This window comes from Bradyrhizobium sp. YCK136 (assembly GCF_044570075.1).
GTDB lineage: Bacteria > Pseudomonadota > Alphaproteobacteria > Rhizobiales > Xanthobacteraceae > Bradyrhizobium > Bradyrhizobium diazoefficiens.
This window is the reverse complement of record NZ_CP172424.1, coordinates 122,839-138,774: the sequence shown is the minus strand read 5'-3', so window position 1 is coordinate 138,774 and position 15,936 is coordinate 122,839. Positions and strand designations below refer to the sequence as shown.

9 protein-coding genes and 5 pseudogenes are annotated in these 15,936 nt (G+C 60.4%); 7 read left to right on the top strand and 7 right to left on the bottom strand.

All coding sequences use genetic code 11. From position 1 onward, the window contains the following. Positions 1-50 precede the first annotated feature (50 nt). The 3 genes and pseudogenes from ACFLEY_RS00650 to ACFLEY_RS00640 all read left to right on the top strand — a co-directional run. Positions 51-263 (top strand): annotated as a pseudogene (locus tag ACFLEY_RS00650) (transposase); the annotation flags it as partial. A 617-nt stretch (positions 264-880) separates the two neighbouring features. Continuing rightward, positions 881-1,378, top strand: a complete 498-nt coding sequence (locus tag ACFLEY_RS00645) for a reverse transcriptase domain-containing protein (RefSeq protein ID WP_060909656.1) — start codon at positions 881-883, stop codon at positions 1,376-1,378. Next, the gene (locus ACFLEY_RS00640) at positions 1,317-1,823 is read left to right on the top strand and encodes a group II intron maturase-specific domain-containing protein (protein ID WP_080587263.1); all 507 of its coding nucleotides are present in this window, start codon (positions 1,317-1,319) and stop codon (positions 1,821-1,823) included. Before ACFLEY_RS00645 ends, ACFLEY_RS00640 begins: the two co-directional genes overlap by 62 nt. A gap of 75 nt (positions 1,824-1,898) precedes the next feature. Here ACFLEY_RS00640 and ACFLEY_RS00635 read toward each other — a convergent pair. From ACFLEY_RS00635 to ACFLEY_RS00625, 3 genes and pseudogenes are all read right to left on the bottom strand, one after another. After that, positions 1,899-2,339 (bottom strand): annotated as a pseudogene (locus ACFLEY_RS00635) (transposase); the annotation flags it as partial. A gap of 376 nt (positions 2,340-2,715) precedes the next feature. After that, a complete protein-coding gene (locus tag ACFLEY_RS00630) occupies positions 2,716-4,839 on the bottom strand; it encodes a prolyl oligopeptidase family protein (RefSeq protein WP_211434496.1) in 2,124 nt (707 codons plus the stop codon). Positions 4,840-5,776: 937 nt separating this feature from the next. Further along, a pseudogene (locus ACFLEY_RS00625) lies at positions 5,777-7,119 on the bottom strand (IS5 family transposase). Positions 7,120-8,138: 1,019 nt separating this feature from the next. On the opposite strand from ACFLEY_RS00625, the pseudogene ACFLEY_RS00620 reads away from it, so the two are divergent. Beyond that, positions 8,139-8,357: pseudogene (locus ACFLEY_RS00620) on the top strand (ISNCY family transposase); the annotation flags it as partial. A gap of 123 nt (positions 8,358-8,480) precedes the next feature. Here the strand turns inward: ACFLEY_RS00620 and ACFLEY_RS00615 are convergent. The 3 genes from ACFLEY_RS00615 to ACFLEY_RS00605 form a co-directional block, all read right to left on the bottom strand. Then, complete coding sequence (locus ACFLEY_RS00615; RefSeq protein WP_396605013.1) at positions 8,481-9,161, bottom strand: hypothetical protein; 681 nt, start codon at positions 9,159-9,161, stop codon at positions 8,481-8,483. Between the two features lie 416 nt (positions 9,162-9,577). After that, positions 9,578-10,606 (bottom strand): IS110 family transposase, encoded by a 1,029-nt coding sequence (locus tag ACFLEY_RS00610; protein ID WP_060909654.1) that lies wholly within the window; start codon positions 10,604-10,606, stop codon positions 9,578-9,580. 186 nt (positions 10,607-10,792) lie between these two features. After that, entirely contained in the window at positions 10,793-10,996 is a 204-nt protein-coding gene (locus ACFLEY_RS00605; RefSeq protein WP_253580069.1) for a hypothetical protein, read from the bottom strand. Between the two features lie 493 nt (positions 10,997-11,489). On the opposite strand from ACFLEY_RS00605, the gene ACFLEY_RS00600 reads away from it, so the two are divergent. From ACFLEY_RS00600 to ACFLEY_RS00590, 3 genes and pseudogenes are all read left to right on the top strand, one after another. Further along, positions 11,490-11,714, top strand: coding sequence for a UPF0149 family protein (locus tag ACFLEY_RS00600; protein WP_038954026.1), 225 nt, complete (start codon positions 11,490-11,492; stop codon positions 11,712-11,714). A gap of 896 nt (positions 11,715-12,610) precedes the next feature. After that, entirely contained in the window at positions 12,611-13,954 is a 1,344-nt protein-coding gene (locus ACFLEY_RS00595) for an IS1380-like element ISBdi2 family transposase (protein ID WP_396604470.1), read from the top strand. Positions 13,955-14,124: 170 nt separating this feature from the next. Beyond that, positions 14,125-14,442, top strand: a pseudogene (locus ACFLEY_RS00590) (hypothetical protein); the annotation flags it as partial. Between the two features lie 72 nt (positions 14,443-14,514). Here the strand turns inward: ACFLEY_RS00590 and ACFLEY_RS00585 are convergent. After that, positions 14,515-15,728, bottom strand: a protein-coding gene (locus ACFLEY_RS00585) for an IS3 family transposase (RefSeq protein ID WP_244433177.1) whose coding sequence is annotated in 2 segments (ribosomal slippage) — positions 14,515-15,452 and positions 15,452-15,728 — 1,215 coding nt in all. Because the reading frame shifts where the segments join, the coding sequence is not laid out codon by codon here. Positions 15,729-15,936 lie beyond the last annotated feature (208 nt).

Here is a 15,936-nt window from a genome sequence, read left to right as displayed (position 1 = left end):
TGGGGGAGTTTCAAGTGACCATACCCGGGGGATTTTGACCGACCCACGGGGCTTATTGGCTGATGCTGACCGTGCGCGACGCCATTCCCAAAGCCCGGGAATTGGCCACTGCCGAGTTCGCGACGCTGCGTCTTCGTCTCTTGAAGCTCGCTGCCCGTGTGGTCGAGACCACGAGCCGCATTCGCCTTGCGTTCGCCGCGGCATGTCCCGAAGCCGACCTGATCCGCGGCTTGCCCGGCGCGCTGCTGCCGCTCAGTCCTTGACCGGCGGGGCGTCCGCCCCCCGTTCGCCCAACCCATCCCTCAAGCGCGTTGCAAAGTACGGGTGGTCAGGCGGTGAAAAGCCGAATGCACTCCTGTGCGCCTCGTCAGAGCAGATGTGCGGCCACATCAATCGGACTAGAAAAACGCACTCTCACGAATAGGACGGGCTAAGCTCCGTGTAAGCCGCGCTCTCGAAATTAAAACGTCGGTACACTCGGCATGAACCGTGCGATGAGCCGCGAGCCTCGCCCAACACAAGAGGGTCGAAGCCGAGCACGTTGGCCCCACGACGCACGAGCGAATGGAACGCAGAGCTGCCGATCAGGCCGAGGCCGACAACGGCGATTTCGCAAACCCGCATCCCCGCTCCCTCTTCCGCCGTCTGGCACGGCCTGTTGATCTCCCACGCCGCCGCACCTTCTGAGGGCCCCCGTGCTTGGTGGACACGCCGCAGCCGCGGCAGAGCACAACAATGCCTGACACTCGCGCAGCATTCGCACTGCGCCTTGTCAGCCTTTTTCTTGTATGGGTTTACGACCCGCCCGTGATCCAAACCGAGCGAGGGGACTCTACCAGGTAAGAACGAGCGGCGCTTGCCCCTTGCGCGGAACGGCGAAGTGCCGCTCGCGCCCGCATATCGGCCCGACCGTTCGGCGCTGGATGCGGTGGGGAAAGCGCGTGAGCGCTGCTGGAAATTCGATTGGGTAATTGACTTGGACATTAGGTCGTTCTTCGACTCAATTCCATGGGATCTGATCGAAAAGGCGGTAGCCCATCATACGGAATCGAGCTGGGTGCGTCTTTACGTGAAGCGGTGGCTGCAAGCACCCGTCGAGCGGGAAGATGGGACCCTCGAGGAAAGAACACGTGGAACCCCTCAGGGTCCTTCGGTCTCGCCGTTGCTCGCGAACCTCGTGCTGCATTATGCATTCGATCTATGGATGCAACGCACGCTCCCGCATCTTTGCTTCGAGAGATACGCAGACGATGCGATCGTTCATTGCAGGACTGAAAGCGAGGCTCGAACCGTGATGGTGGCGATCCGAAAACGTCTTGCGGAATGCGGTCTGGAACTCCACCCGGAGAATAACCCGGATCGTCTACTGCAAGGATAATAAACGGAAAAAGGAATGCGAACACATCTCGTTCGACTTCCTTGGCTACACCTTCCAGCCGCGCGGCGCTCGCGATCGAAAGGGCAAGAAGTTCCTCAACTTCCTCCCGGCAATCAGCAACAAGGCTGCCAAAGGAATCCGACAGACCATTCGCTCATGGCGACTGGGTTCGACGCGAAACCACTGGAGTCTTGAAGAACTCGCCAAGCTGATTGATCCTGTCGTGCAAGGATGGCTGAACTATTACGGACGGTTTTATCGCACGGAATGTGTCAACGTCCTTCGTCACGTTAACGACGCGCTCGCCCGTTGGACGAGGCGGAAATACAAGCGGTTGAAAGGCCGGAAAGTCGCCTCAGTATATTGCTTGGGACGGCTCGCGCAGCGCGATCCGAACCTGCTTTATTTGTGGCGAGTCGGCATTCGACCTGCGGCTGGAAGATAGAAGCCGGATGAATCGGGAGATTCACGTCCGGTTTCGTGAGCACCTCGGGGTGAGATTCCCCGGGGTGACTCGACCGACCGTGACGCGCTTGAGGTCCTGGCTGCGCAACGCACCGGCCTGGTGTGCGATCCGCAGACTCTCGGCCAGCAGCCGTTCCAGCTTGTCGCCGAGCCGTTTGCGCCAGTGGCTCAGGTCCGAACGCTCGTGCGGGAAAACGTGCTGGAAGAATTCCTCGCCGGTGAAGAACTGGAAATAGGGATCGTGGACCCAGCGCTCGCACACCCCCTCGTCGGACAGGCCGTAGATGTGCTTGAGCAGCAGCAATCCGATCATGAAGCGGGTCGCGATCCCGGGCCGGCCATTCTCGCTGTAGAGCGGCGCGACCTCGCCGTCGATCCAGTCCCAATCGACCTTGCCGGCGAGCAGAACCAGCTCGTGCTTCATGTTGATGATCTGGTCCAGCCGTGCCCGGAACAGATCGTTCGAGCAATTCGTCCTGTGTTTCTTCGGTCGCATTGGTCCCTCCGATGCACCACAGAATCACGGTTCGCAGCGGCAGGGAAATCCAAAATCGAAATTGCAGGCTCTTGGCCTCCCGAGCCTCCGTTCCCTGCAAATCTCGAACCGCGCTCAGCTGAAAAAGCGACTCCCGATCAAGAGCTTGGAGGCTTGTTCACGGGCGACGAACGACCCGCGCGAGATAGCGGCAGGTCGAGGACGTCCATGTCCCTGCCGCCGGCAGCTTCAAGTAAGCCCGTGATGATGACCGACAGCGCCGCCCTGACGCTCTAATCCGGGCGATACCACGGTCTGCGGAGAATATAGTAAACACGAGCTTGCTGACGTCGCCGCCAAGGTCGATCATGTGAAGTGAGATATTGTTTTCTCGACATCACTCATCGACAAGCCGCCGGGATGCATAGGTATATTCGAGCGCCACCCGGCGTGCATCTTCAATGAGATTGGCGGCGGCACTATGTCCCCCGTCGAGGTTCTCATAGTAAAAATAGGGCTGGCCTAGCTCAGCGAGCCTCGCGGCTGCCTTACGGCCGTGGGCCGGATGCACGCGGTCGTCCTTGGTGGAGGTGAGAATGAAGGGGGTCGGGTAGGTCTTGGCCGGCACCAACTTCTGATAGGGCGAGTAGGCCTCGAGCCACTCGCGCTGTTCGGGAATGGCGGGATCGCCATACTCGCCGGTCCAGGAGGCCCCGGCGGCCAGCTTGGTGAACCGAACCATGTCGAACAGCGGCACCTCCACCATGGCGGCATTGAAGAGGTCGGGTCGCTGGGTGAATGCGGTCCCCACCAGCAGGCCTCCTTGGCTGCCGCCGGCTACGCCAAGGCGGCGCGGAGAGGTGATCTTCCGTCGGATCAGGTCCTCCGCAACGGCGATAAAATCATCCCATGTGCGCTGCTTTGTTGCCCCCTGGGCGGCCTCGTGCCATCGCGGCCCGTACTCGCCGCCGCCGCGCAGGTTGGCGACGACATATGCATTGCCCTGCTCGAGCCAGAGCCGTCCCATAACCCCCGCATAAGACGGCAGGAGCGGAATCTGAAACCCGCCATAGCCATAGAGAATGGTTGGGGTCGATCCGTCAAACCTCGCGCTCTTGGGCCGCACCACAAAGTAAGGAATGCGGGTGCCGTCTCGCGAAGTTGCCTCGAACTGCTCCACGACAAGTCTAGACGCATTGAACCTAGGAGGTATCGACTTCAGTATCTCGAGGCGTTCGGTCGCGGCGTCGAAATACCAGAGCGACGTCGGCCTGAGAAAGCTGGAGACGGTGAACATCACCTCGTCCGTTTCATTCGATGCGGCAGGTAGACCGATACTCGCATTCTCCGGAAGCGGGATCGGCGTGGCCCGCCAGGCGTCCTGATCATACTTGTAGACGAACGCCTTGCTCTGAACATTGTCGAGGGTCGTCAGGATCAACAAGTTCCTGGTGGCGCTGAACCCGCTGAGCGCCTGCCGAGGCCCGGGCTGGAAGACGAGCGACGGCCTGGCACGCAGCGGATCCTGCTTCCATTCGGCCAGGTCATACGAGATGATCGAGCCGGCTGCGAAGCGGGTGCCGCCGGACGGCGTCCACTCCTCGTTGAGCGTCACGAGCAGGCGGCCACTGGCGATGCCGCCGATGGTCGCCTTCTTTGGCAGGTTGAGCTTGATCGGCCCCTTGGGCCCGAAGAGCACATACTCATACTCGAACGTGCTGATAGTGCGCACCGCGCCGGTCGCATGGACCGTGCCTTCACTGTCGCGCAGCGCGAATGGCTCCGTCCCGTCATCGGTCGGTTCGCCGCGAAAGACCTCGCGCGCTTCAACGAGCGGCTGAGCGCGCTTGAGCTCCTTCACGACGAAAGGGTAGCCGGCCTGCGTCGTGGTCCCTTCGCCCCAATCGCGTGCGATCAGGATCGTGTCGCCGTCGATCCAGCTGACGCCCTGCTTTCCCTCCGGAAGGTCGAAGCCGGTGGTGACGAAGGCTTGGGCGTCCGCGTCGAACTCGCGCACGAACACGGCGTCCTTGCCGCCCTCGGAAAAATTGAGCAGGCACAGGCGCTCTTCGGGCGGCAGGCAGCTACCCCCTTTAAAGACCCAGTTCTTCTTCTCCGCGGCAGCCAGCGCATCCAAGTCGAGGATGGTGTCCCATCGCGGGTCCTGGGCGCGATAGCTCTCAAACGTGGTACGTCGCCAGACGCCGCGCACGTGATTCTCGTCCTGCCAGAAATTGTCGAGACCGCGCCGTCCGAAGGAAACGTACGGAATCCGATCCTTGGCCTGGAGGATGGTGAGCGCCTCTTGATAGAAGCGCTGATAGCGGGGATCCGATTGGAGCGCGCCGAGCGTCTTGTCGTTCTCGGCGCGAGCCCAAGCCAATGCGCGCGGCCCTTCGATCTCCTCGAGCCAAAGGAAAGGATCGTCCGCCTGCATCGCAGCCGGCAGTTTCTGGGGCAGTGCCGCGGACATCAAACAGGTCATGGAGAGCGATGCGGCGAGGAGGAGCGACTTTTTCATGGGACTTGTCCTGGACTGGGTCGGCGGGCCGGGCTCGCCGCGTCTTGCGAGGTGGGCGGAAGCAGACGGAATATATGCATTCGGTCTCGAAGAGCGGATATGCGGGGAACCGCGCCCGCTGGTGCCCCGAACGAAGCAAGCAGCGTGCCGCTTGAAAATCGGAGGTTCTCCAGTCGCTTGCTACTTTGTGTCAGCGTTAACTTGGGGACGTTGGTCTCAAAGCTGACAATCGCGCCATGAGCAACGACAATACGTTGCGCAGCAGGAAGCCGCCTTTTGCGCTAAGCATGAGAAGGCGAAAGCCACCTCCTCCGGTATCCTCAGCTCGTGATCTGGCCGTCGCCAGCGGCGACACGATCCGGAAGCCAACAGCCGCGGCCCGCCGGCTTGCGGCATGACGTTCGAAGTAGCGGCCGATATCGATCCGGATTTCCTCTGCCGCGCTAAAGCGGTCGACCAACCTACTCTGGTAGGTGCTTTGCGAACTTCTTTGCAATAGCATCAGGGCGCGCTCTGGAGGCATACCCGTCTCCGGAAAGACCGAGGCGGCGGCTTTGCCGAGGAGACGAGGCTGGCGGCCGGGTTACGCGTGATAGGGACAGCGCGTCACTTTCGGAAAACTCCGAGACGCCGAGTTACGTCGTCGCTAACTTTGCAGGCACGGGCGCGGCAGGGACAGCGTCGATTTACGCGCTTTTTTCGGCGCCAAGTCGGGCCCGTGCTGCTCTCCCTCTCCATGGCAGAAGTGCAAGCGTCTTCAACCGCGTCAGGCTTTCGATCGTAAGTGCGGTAGGCCACGGCAGCACGTTTGCAGGTTCGTTGTCCGCGCTTTCGGCAGGAGCTTGAGCAATTCGGGTTTGATAAAGCCGAGCGGCCGAGCGCAGCCGTGGGCACGAAAACCCAAGGGAGCACGGGCCATTCCTTATCGAGTCGATCGTTAATAAGCCGAATTGGGCTGAACTGGACAGTTGAGCGTTGGCCAGAGTGAGAGCAGGAAGAGGGACAAAAGGTCTCTGAGCCAAGCCAGGACACGGCGGAGGTTGTGGCCAACGGCCGAGAGGAGAACGTTAGCGGCATCTCCGGCGCGGCCTTTGAGATAGCAGCGGCCAAGGTGACCTTCGTTCTTCATGTGTCCGATGATGGGCTCGATGGCGGAACGGCGGCGTAGCTCGCGCTTGATGACGCCGAAGACGCCGCGCTTCTGGCCCGAGATGAAGACGCGGCGGGGATTTTGTGTGTCGTGGCCGCGATATCCCTTGTCGACATAGGCCCGTTCGATCGGGCAGCCGGTGAGGCTCTCGGTGCGCTCGATGACGTCGCGAAGGGTGTGACCGTCGTAGGGGTTGTCCGGCAGCGAGCAGGCGTGGAGCACGAACAAGCCGCCGGGAGCTCTTTGGTTGTTGGTGACGATGGATGCCTTCACGCCGAACTCATAGGGCGCGGCGGCCTTGCCCTTGCCGATGCACTCGACCTCCGGAGCATGGAATTCAGCTTGAAGCCGCGCTGGCGCTGCTGCTGCGAGCGGATCTGGGTGGCTCGGCTCAGCGGCAGGGCGAATGCCTCCTCCAGTGCGGGCTGGCCCTCGGTCTTGCGGCGAATGTCGCGGATGATCCGGCCCAGCCGGCTGCGCAGAAGGCGCAGCTGTCGCTGATGCCGGTTGAATTGTTTGGCATGAGCGTAGCGGCCCGCCATCATTGCCGCGCTTTTGGCCACGCGAACATAGGATTGCCGGAGCCTGACCCCGTGCTTCCTCGCCAGGCGGTTCAACCCGCGGATCGCTGCATGCAGCAGCTTGGCGTCGGTCGGAAAGCTGATGGCCTTCGGTTGGACGGTCGTGTCGACCGTGACCCGCTTGAGGTCCTGGCTGCGCAACGCACCGCTCGCGTGCGCCACCCGAAGGCTCTCGGCCAACAACCGCTCCAGCTTGTCGCCGAGCCGCTTGCGCCAGTGGCTCAGGTCTGAGCGCTCATGCGGGAAAACGTGCTGGAAAAACTCTTCGCCGGTGAAGAACTGGAAGTACGGATCGTGGACCCAGCGCTCGCACACCCCTTCATCGGACAGGCCGTAGATGTGCTTGAGCAGCAGCAATCCGATCATGAATCGGGTCGCGATACCCGGCCTGCCGTTGTCGCTGTAGAGCGGCGCGATCTCGCCGTCGATCCAGTCCCAATCGACCCTGCCGGCGAGCAGAACCAGCTCGTGTCGCATGTTGATGATCTGGTCCAGCCGGGACCGGAACAGATCGTTCGAGCCTGTCGTCCTGTGCTTCTTTGGTCGCATCGGTGCCTCCGATGCAGCACGGAATCACGGTTCGCAGCGGCAGGGAAATCCAAAATCGAAATTGCAGGGTTTTGGGCTGTGAAGCCTCAATCCCCTGCAATCTCAAATGCCGCCGCAACCGGAAAACAGACTCCCAATCAAGTGCTTGGAGGCTTGTTCACGGACAACTATCGACCAGCGTGTCTTCCGTCAGCGTCGAGTCTTGCAACCGCTTTACGAGAGCGCGCGGTTTCGCCGCGCCTTGAGTGGAAAATGACTGTTGCAAACGCACAGGTTGTGTGCAACCATAGGCTTGGGACTCAGAAACCCAAGATAGCATCAGTTGGCCATCAATGGGCCTGCGGTAACAGCCCCGTTCGGCGGGGACGGTGCGCCCATGTCGAAGGGGCACCCCAAAAGCATATTGGCCGTTCAGGATTACGGCTTCTGAACCCCGGCAGCCAGTCCGCTACCGGCAGCAGAGCTAAAAGCAAGATCCATGAGCCATCAGCGAATCTCGCGCCGCGCGTTGGCGATCGCTCGCGTCTGCAGCCTCGAAGTGTTGCACGACAACGAAACATCTCAGCAGAGGGCCGACCGGTTGCTGGCGCCGCACAAGCGGCGCAACCGTTGCCCGTCGTCAAATGATTTGAGGCTGATTAGGCGACTCGCGAAGGGAGGGTCTGGCCCCTCAGCGGTTAGAGTTTAAGCGGCCTGCACTCGATGCTGCGAGCGACGGTTTGCGTCTCATCGGCGCCATCCCGCTCGAGCAGAACGACGAGTGGCCGTCCAGCGCGGCAACCATCGCACTTTAGGCAATGATCCCGTCGTCAGGCCCCGGCAATCGCTAACTCCGTTCGGCCATCCGGCGATCGCGGCCACCGCATTCAGCTTGCGCCCCGCGTACGATCCGTGTTCGCGCTATGTGCGGCGCGTGATTCTAAAAAATTGAAGTTACCCTAAATATCTTGCGTGCCCAAAGCTGGGTACCCCCCAGAGCTTTCGGAGCTGCAACCTGCACGCACCGCGGATGTGATGCGGCTCTCGACCCGGTCGCGTTGTTGCGCGATATCCGCGGCGCGCAGGAACGCCTCGCCGCGCTTGCGGATACCCAGCCAATCGTCAATCCTGCTGCGGCATCGCAATCGATTGATCTCTTTCTGGCAAGTCTACGAACCGCCTGGAAGGACGGAGCTATGCGACCGACGGATCGGCCAATCGTGAAAGCGAAGAGAGGCCCGCGCCGTCCCGACCCGCTCAATGATGTGCCAGGTGCCAGCGGAGGAGGCCGGGCGCTCCGAAACCCCCGCCATCTCCGCATGGCTGACCTATTTTATTTAACGCCCCGCGAACGAAGCGCACTCATGGCTCAGCCAGTTTTCTCAGAATCTTTGACGTATGCCGATAACGTTGGCATTGTTGCCCTCTTTGAGGCCACCGAGTGTTCCAAAGGCCCCCGAGCGGTGCTGAATGCGATAGACGAGTTCGGTGTTCGGCAGGCTTGCCAAACCAAACGCAAGCTCGAAACCCAAATAGAAAAGCAGCCTTGCGCTTCCCTGATGGACAAGTTGGTGTTCGCCCTCCTGTCCGATCGGATTAGATATTGCACTTAGTCCAAAGACGAACCCAGGTGAGATCCGAACGGCATCGAACAGCTTGAGGCCCTCATGCCGAAAGCTGACGCCCGCCCACAGCTCCGCAGAATGCATCACCCTGTCAGCGTACGTGACGGTATCGCAGCAGACTTTGTAATGCCCGAATCTGTCGGCGAGGCCGACTTCGGCACCCAAGAGCAACCCGCTGTTGAATTGAAAGAAGTCCCGCTGATAGGCTCCGCCCACGATGTAGTTGTCGTAGGTGAGTTCCGAAGACGGCACGCCAATGCCAAATTTAAAGGTTTCTCCTAGATTTCCCGAGTTCGTCCTTCCACCAAACAGAAAAACGGACTGCTTGAGAGCGGGCTGCGTGGCTAGTTTGAACGGTGTGAGCAGATAAGCGCTGTAGTCCTCGGCAGATAATTGTTGTGCGAGCGCCGAGCCAGTGACATGCGCGCTGTCGGCCATGCTTTCCGTGGAAACAAATCCCATCGCAAGAAAGCTCAGGGCATGCAGCGTCGAACGCGCGTGAGATCCTGTTCCGTGACAATGCGCACCGCGCGCGGCGAATTTCGGAGGTTGCTGCACTGTTCGGCCGGTTAGTCTATCGAGATTACAGATGTAGACGGCCCCCCACTTGCCAGGATTGTAGCAGACTTCTGACCAGATCGCTTGCTATCAGATGTCCGGCCTGTTTGCGCGGACAAAGTCCGCTGGCCGAGATGATGTTCGCTACGCACGCTCCAAGCACATGGGCGACACTCGTGGTGCCAGTGTAATCTTCGGAAGCTCGCGCGTATCGACCGATCGGTCCTTCCATCTACTGCGTCCTGCAAGTTCGTGGGCAATCCGCCGAGCAACCTCGCTCGCGGTCCGATTTCAGATCAAGTCGGCATGGCTGCTACCGGCTGGTTGTACACGCCGCCCGATATCATCAAGCGCCAAGCGATGCGGGCAAACTTGTTGGCCAACGCCACCGCAACCAACTTCGGCGGCTTTCGCTCCAGCAGTGAGGCGAGCCATGGTGTGGGCTTATGACGACCCTTGTGGATATGCCTCAGCAGCGCGGTGGCACCGACAATCAACGTCGATCGCAGTACAGAATCTCCAACCTTTGTGATGCCGCCGAGTCTTTGCCGGCCGCCAGTTGAATGATCCTTGGGTGTCAGTCCGAGCCATGCCGCAAAGTCGCGACCCGATCTGAACGTCTCGGGCGGCGGTGCCTTCATGCTGAGCATCGACGACCCAATCGGACCGATGCCGGGAATTGTCGCAATACGCCTGCAGATGTCGTCCTCGCGATGCCACTTCATCAGCTTGGCCTCGATCTTCGCCAGGCGGGCTTCAACCGCGGCATACTCGTCCGCCTGAAAGCGGAAGAGATCCCGCGCCATTTCCGGCAGGCTATCGTCTTCCAGCACACGTTTGATGAGTGCGGCTACGTTCTGCCGGCCGGCGGGGCCGACGATACCAAACTCAGCGGCATAGCTTCTGAAAGCATTGGAGAGCTGAGACTTCACGCTGACCAGGCGTTCTCGCACGGTCATCAACATGCAAGCCGCTTGCCGTTCCTTCGATTTCACCGGTACGAACCGCATGCTGGGCCGGGTGACCGCCTCGCACAGCGCCTCGGCGTCGGCCGCGTCGTTCTTGCCGCGTTTCACGTAGGCCTTCACATACTGAGGTGGGATTAGCTTTACCTCGTGTCCAAACGATTGCAGCAGGCGCCCCCAATGGTGCGAGCTGCCGCAGGACTCTATGGCGACGAGAACTGGCGGAAGCCGCTCGAAGTAGCGGATCATCTCGGCTCGCCGAAACTGGCGCCGAACGACCACTACCTCATTCTCATCAACACCGTGAAGCTGGAACACCGACTTCGAAGTATCCATGCCGATACGAACGGGAATATTCATTAGACTTTCCTCTCATCTTCCGTGACGCCGAGAGCGCCATCAAACCGTGGGGATGAGAGGCCGTCCACACCAGCACATGAGTTTCTATGCATTGCCTCCAACCCTGCTCTCACACCGCAAGATGGCGTGTATCAAAATGGCAACATGGGCGTGTCCATTTCAGTGAAAGCCCATGACTCCTTTTCGCTATTTCTCCTTCGAGTGGGCGCGTCCTGGCTGAGCGGAATCTGGCTCTTGCGCATCATCAAGCCACGTCGAGACTCGGCTTGCCGAAATGAGTTGCTTCGGCACATAGGGATTGATGGTGCCAGCGTAGACGGCAAGTCCTTCGCTGACCTTTTGCCGCGCAAACTCCTTGGCCTCCATTTCTGTGTCAAAGGTACTCGTCACGCGAGGGCTTCGCCTTCTAGGCAGAATCCCCCGTTTCTGTGCCTCAAAGGTTACGTACCAAGTCCGCGCCATCCATTTTCCAATGAGAATGCTTACCGACTTCATGCACGATTGCCCGACGCGGAGGGCATCAATAGTCAAGCGCGCGCAAACCATCGCGAGGTATCGAAGGTGCGGCGGCTACACCGCGTGTTGGCGAACCAGATTCCGATGGGGTAGTAGTCTAAAACGTCTTCATTCGAAGAGTGTTGATCGAAGTCAAACTCACGCTCGTGAGAGCTGGGATTATTTTTTCACCCAAGATTAAGGAGGCAAGTGAACGATCAGTCTGGAATGATTTCGCGCCGCAGAGCATTTTCACTGCTTGGACTAACCGCTGCGTTGACCCTTGTTGGTCTGAGCGGAATTTCGATATCATCTGTCGAGTCTCATGCGAGGCGTTGGAAGGCAATGGGCTTTGGCAAGGCCGTGCTGCCATGGAATTGGAGTGCCCATGTCCGGTCTGTCGCGCCGACTCAAGCAGCTTGACGAGGAATTGCTCGCCCTCGGCGAGGAAACGATGCTGCTCGAAGAGCTTGACGGCTTTATCGCCGGTTTGCTGGCCTGCCCGGAGCAGATCACGTCCAGCGATTGGCTTCCAGTCGTGTGGCATGAGGACAGTACGGACCAGCCGGTCTTCGAGAATCTCGACCATACTGTTCGCCGTCAGCGCATCTGAGACAAATTGAAGGATTTGCGGAGGGAGGATTTCTGGTTCATCGTAGCCACCAGGAGCGCAGATGAAGCAGAAATCCGGACTGGGCAAAGCGCCGGCAGACCAAGTGCTAACCCGTCTTATTCGCGAGAGGGCGCCTGAGAGGCTGGCGAGCGTGGTGTAAAGCGCTGATGCGGCGTAGGATTCGGTTGTGAAGCCAACCCCATCACCTCAACCGCGAACGCCACGCCCGCCATGACCGATGATACGATTTCAGACCACTAAAGCCTCTGCCTCGCGCTCGATCTCTTCATGCTTCTGCATGCTTCTGCCGAAGGTGCCGAATTAGCGAGAACATGTCAGTTTAGATTGGCTAATAGTTCCGTTCTTGCAAACAAACTTACCATTCTCACAATCAGAAACACCACCTTTCTTGCCTGAACAAGGCGTGTTCCGGGCTTCGGCGATCGAGACTGAGCCGAGGAAGACAAGAAGGGCCGTAGCCCATACCTGCGCCCGGGCCAGCGAGCGTGCCAACGCAGCGATACCCGCGACAGACATTTTCTTGACGCAGTTCATCGCGAAATTCCTCCTGGTAGCCCAGACAAATGGTGCCATGGCATGTCGTAGTTGTAGGAGGAACGCCACCCTTGACCATGAAGTCGCAGCCAGTTTGATAGTCTCGTTTCGGAGGCTGATCACCTACCGCATCTAATAGGCCGCTCGCGCCGGTTTCTTTGGACGCGGCACGACCGCGACTCCGCGTTTCGGCACAGAAATGATCGGGAGTCACTCAATCTTTCTTCAACTTAACCCGCCTTATTCGTAAGAGTGCGCCTGAGGGGTAAAGCGCTGATGCGGCGTAGGATTCGGTTGCGAAGCCAACCCCATCACCTCCAACCGCGAACGCCACGCCCGCCATGACCGACGATACGATTCCGCCCTTCTCGTTTCCAGCCGTTCACGCCAAGAAAGTCACAGCTGCCTTCGATGGTGGGCGCCTAACCTCGAACGGGGGCGTGATGCTTCTGGCGATGGCCGAGCGGCGTCTCGGTTTGGCCGACAATTTGGCCCGGGTGTTCCCGGATCGGCGCGATCCGACGCGGGTCGTGCACAGCCTGGTCGATATGTTCCGCGCGCGCATGTTCGCGATCTGCTGCGGCTACGAGGACGCCGACGACCTCGATCATCTGCGGTCCGATCCGGCATTCAAGCTGGCCTGCGGTCGCCTACCGGACACGGGCCGGGATTTGTGTTCCCAGCCGACGCTGTCGCGGCTGGAGAATGCTCCGCGCCTGCGCGACGTGATCCGACTGACCTACATTTTGGTCGACGCATGGATGGATAGCTACCCGCGCGAGCCGGCATCCGTCACGCTCGACATCGATGATACCTGCGACGTCGTCCACGGCCATCAGCAGCTCTCGCTGTTCAACGCTCATTATGACGAACGCTGCTTCCTGCCGATCCACGTCTACGACACGGAGAAGAGCCGGCCCGTGGCCGTCGTGCTGCGGCCCGGCAAGACGCCGGGCGGCGTCGAGGTGCGTGCCCATCTGCGCCGCCTGGTACGGCATATCCGGACGCGATGGCACAACACGCAAATTACGTTCCGTGGCGACGGGCACTATGCCCGGCCGGAGGCAATGGCGTGGTGCGAGACCAACGGCATCGACTACATCTTCGGTCTGTCCGGCACCAAGCCTCTCGCCAGAAAAGTCGACGAGGTCGCCGACGACATCCGCACGCGACGCGCCATCGAGAACCTGCCGGTTCTGCGTGGCTATACCGAGACGCGCCACAAGGCAAAGTCCTGGGATCGCGAACGGCGCACTGTCGCCCGTATTGAGGCGACGATGCTCGGCCTCGACATCCGCTTCGTCGTCACCAGCCTCGATGTCGGCTCGGCCGAGTGGATCTACGACAGCCTGTATTGCGCGCGCGGCCAAGCCGAGAATCTGATCAAGCTGCATAAGACGCAGCTCGCCTCCGATCGCACCAGCTGCCGTTCGGCGCTCGCCAACCAGGTCCGTCTCGTGCTCCATACGGCCGCTTATTGGCTGATGCTGACCGTGCGCGACGCCATTCCCAAAGCCCGGGAATTGGCCACTGCCGAGTTCGCGACGCTGCGTCTTCGTCTCTTGAAACTCGCTGCCCGTGTGGTCGAGACCACGAGCCGCATTCGCCTTGCGTTCGCCGCGGCATGTCCCGAAGCCGACCTGATCCGCGGCTTGCCCGGCACGCTGCTGCCGCTCAGTCCTTGACCGGCGGGGCGTCCGCCCCCCGTTCGCCCAACCTATACCTCAAGCGCGTTGCAAAGTACGGGTCGTCAGGCGGTGAAAAGCCGAAGGCAATCCTGTGCGCCTCGTCAGAGCAGATGTTCGGCCGCATCAATCGGGCCCCAAAGCCGCACTCTCACGAATAGGACGGGCTAGCTCAGGAAATTGAAGTCAAGATCAATTCGGGCGACATCGTCGCTATCGCTGAAGTTCTCCGTGACCTTCACCCGCAGGCAACTGAACGGGAGCCGGTGTACAGCATCCGGCAACTCTACGATGCGGCGCTCGATCGCATGTCACGCGAGGCCGCGGTCGTTCAACACACGACCCATGACGAAGCGATCCACGAGATCACTTCAGAGCTCGCGAAACAAAGGCCACCTATCCATGAAAAGTTGGCCGGGAGCGATCAGCAAGCCCGGCCGAAGGTTTCTGTCGAAGTGTCGCCGTGGGAAATATCGACGGACAAGTGAAATGGACCCGCGGAGCGGGACCGGTTGAACCGGTTTGTTAGTTGGAAACGGATCGCTCCTGATCCCTTTCTATCACGCAGCCAGAGACTCTGTCTGCTGGAATTGCTGTGGGCATGTGGTCAACGCGTCAGCGTTGTCCACCATGTCCACAGCCTGCGCGGCCTGCATCCGTTCGCGCCAGACCGCCATCGGCGTGCGATAGCCGAGGGACTGATGAAGGCGACGATCGTTGTAGAAGGCGATCCAGCTCGCGATCCCTGCCTTGGCCTCGCGGCCGTCGGCATAGCCCTTGAGATAGATGTCCTCATGCTTGAGCGACCGCCACAGCCGCTCGATGAAGACATTGTCCATCCAACGACCGCGGCCATCCATGGAGATCTTGATCCCTGCGCCCACCAACGCGCCGGTGAAGGCCACGCTGGTGAACTGGCTGCCCTGGTCGGTGTTGAAAATCTCCGGCGTGCCGTACGTCGCCAGCGCCTCTTCCAGAGCCGCCACGCAGAACGAGACGTCCATCGTATTCGACAACCGCCACGCCAGAACCGCACGGCTCGCCCAGTCGATGATGGCGACGAGATAGAGAAAGCCGCGGCCGATGGGCAGATACGTGATGTCGGCCGCCCACACCTGGTTCGGCCGGTCGATCGTCATGTTGCGCAGCAGATAGGGATAGATCTTGTGGCCCGGCGCCGGCTTTGTCGTGTTCGGCTTCGGTCCCAGCGCCGCGATGCCCATCTTGCGCATCAACCGCTGCACGCGCTTGCGATTGACCTGAAGCCCCTCAGCCTTCAGCATCGCGGTCATTCGCCGCGAGCCCAGGAATGGCCAGGCGGTGAACAGCTCGTCGATCCGCTGCATCAGGGCAAGGTCGTTGTCGTTGGCCGGCTGTGGCGGCCGGTAGACCCCAGAACGGGCGATGCCAAGCAACATGCATTGCCGGCGGATCGACAGCGCCTGGTCGGCGCGATCGAGCATTCCTCGACGGTCCGGCGTGCTCATCTTCCGGACCTCCGCGCTAAAAAATCGCGCTCGACTGTCAGTTGTCCAATCTTGGCGTGCAGCTTCTCGATCTCGCGTTCGCGCGTTTCCTCGCTCTCGCGCCCGACACCCGCGTCAAAAGCCCGGGCCGCCTGGTCCAGCAGCTGCTTCTTCCAGGCATAGATCTGGTTCGGGTGAACCTCATAGCGCTGGGCCAGATCGGCCACCGTCGCCTGCTCCCGCACCGCTTCCAGCGCGATCTTTGCCTTCAACGCCGCGTCGATCTTCCGTCGTGTCTTCTTCGTCATCATGCCCTCCGTCTATCAAACGGAGCGGCCCTTTTCCAACTTAGCCTCTGGTCCCAAAACCGGGGTCCATTTCAAAGTACAATGAGATCGGGCGAGTTTACGAGTTCAACAACCTGCTGGGCCCGGCAGTGAAACGAAATTTGACGTCCGTTTCCGTCTCACTCGGGAGAACGATGGCCGGACAATCACGCCGTTCATCTACTTTGTT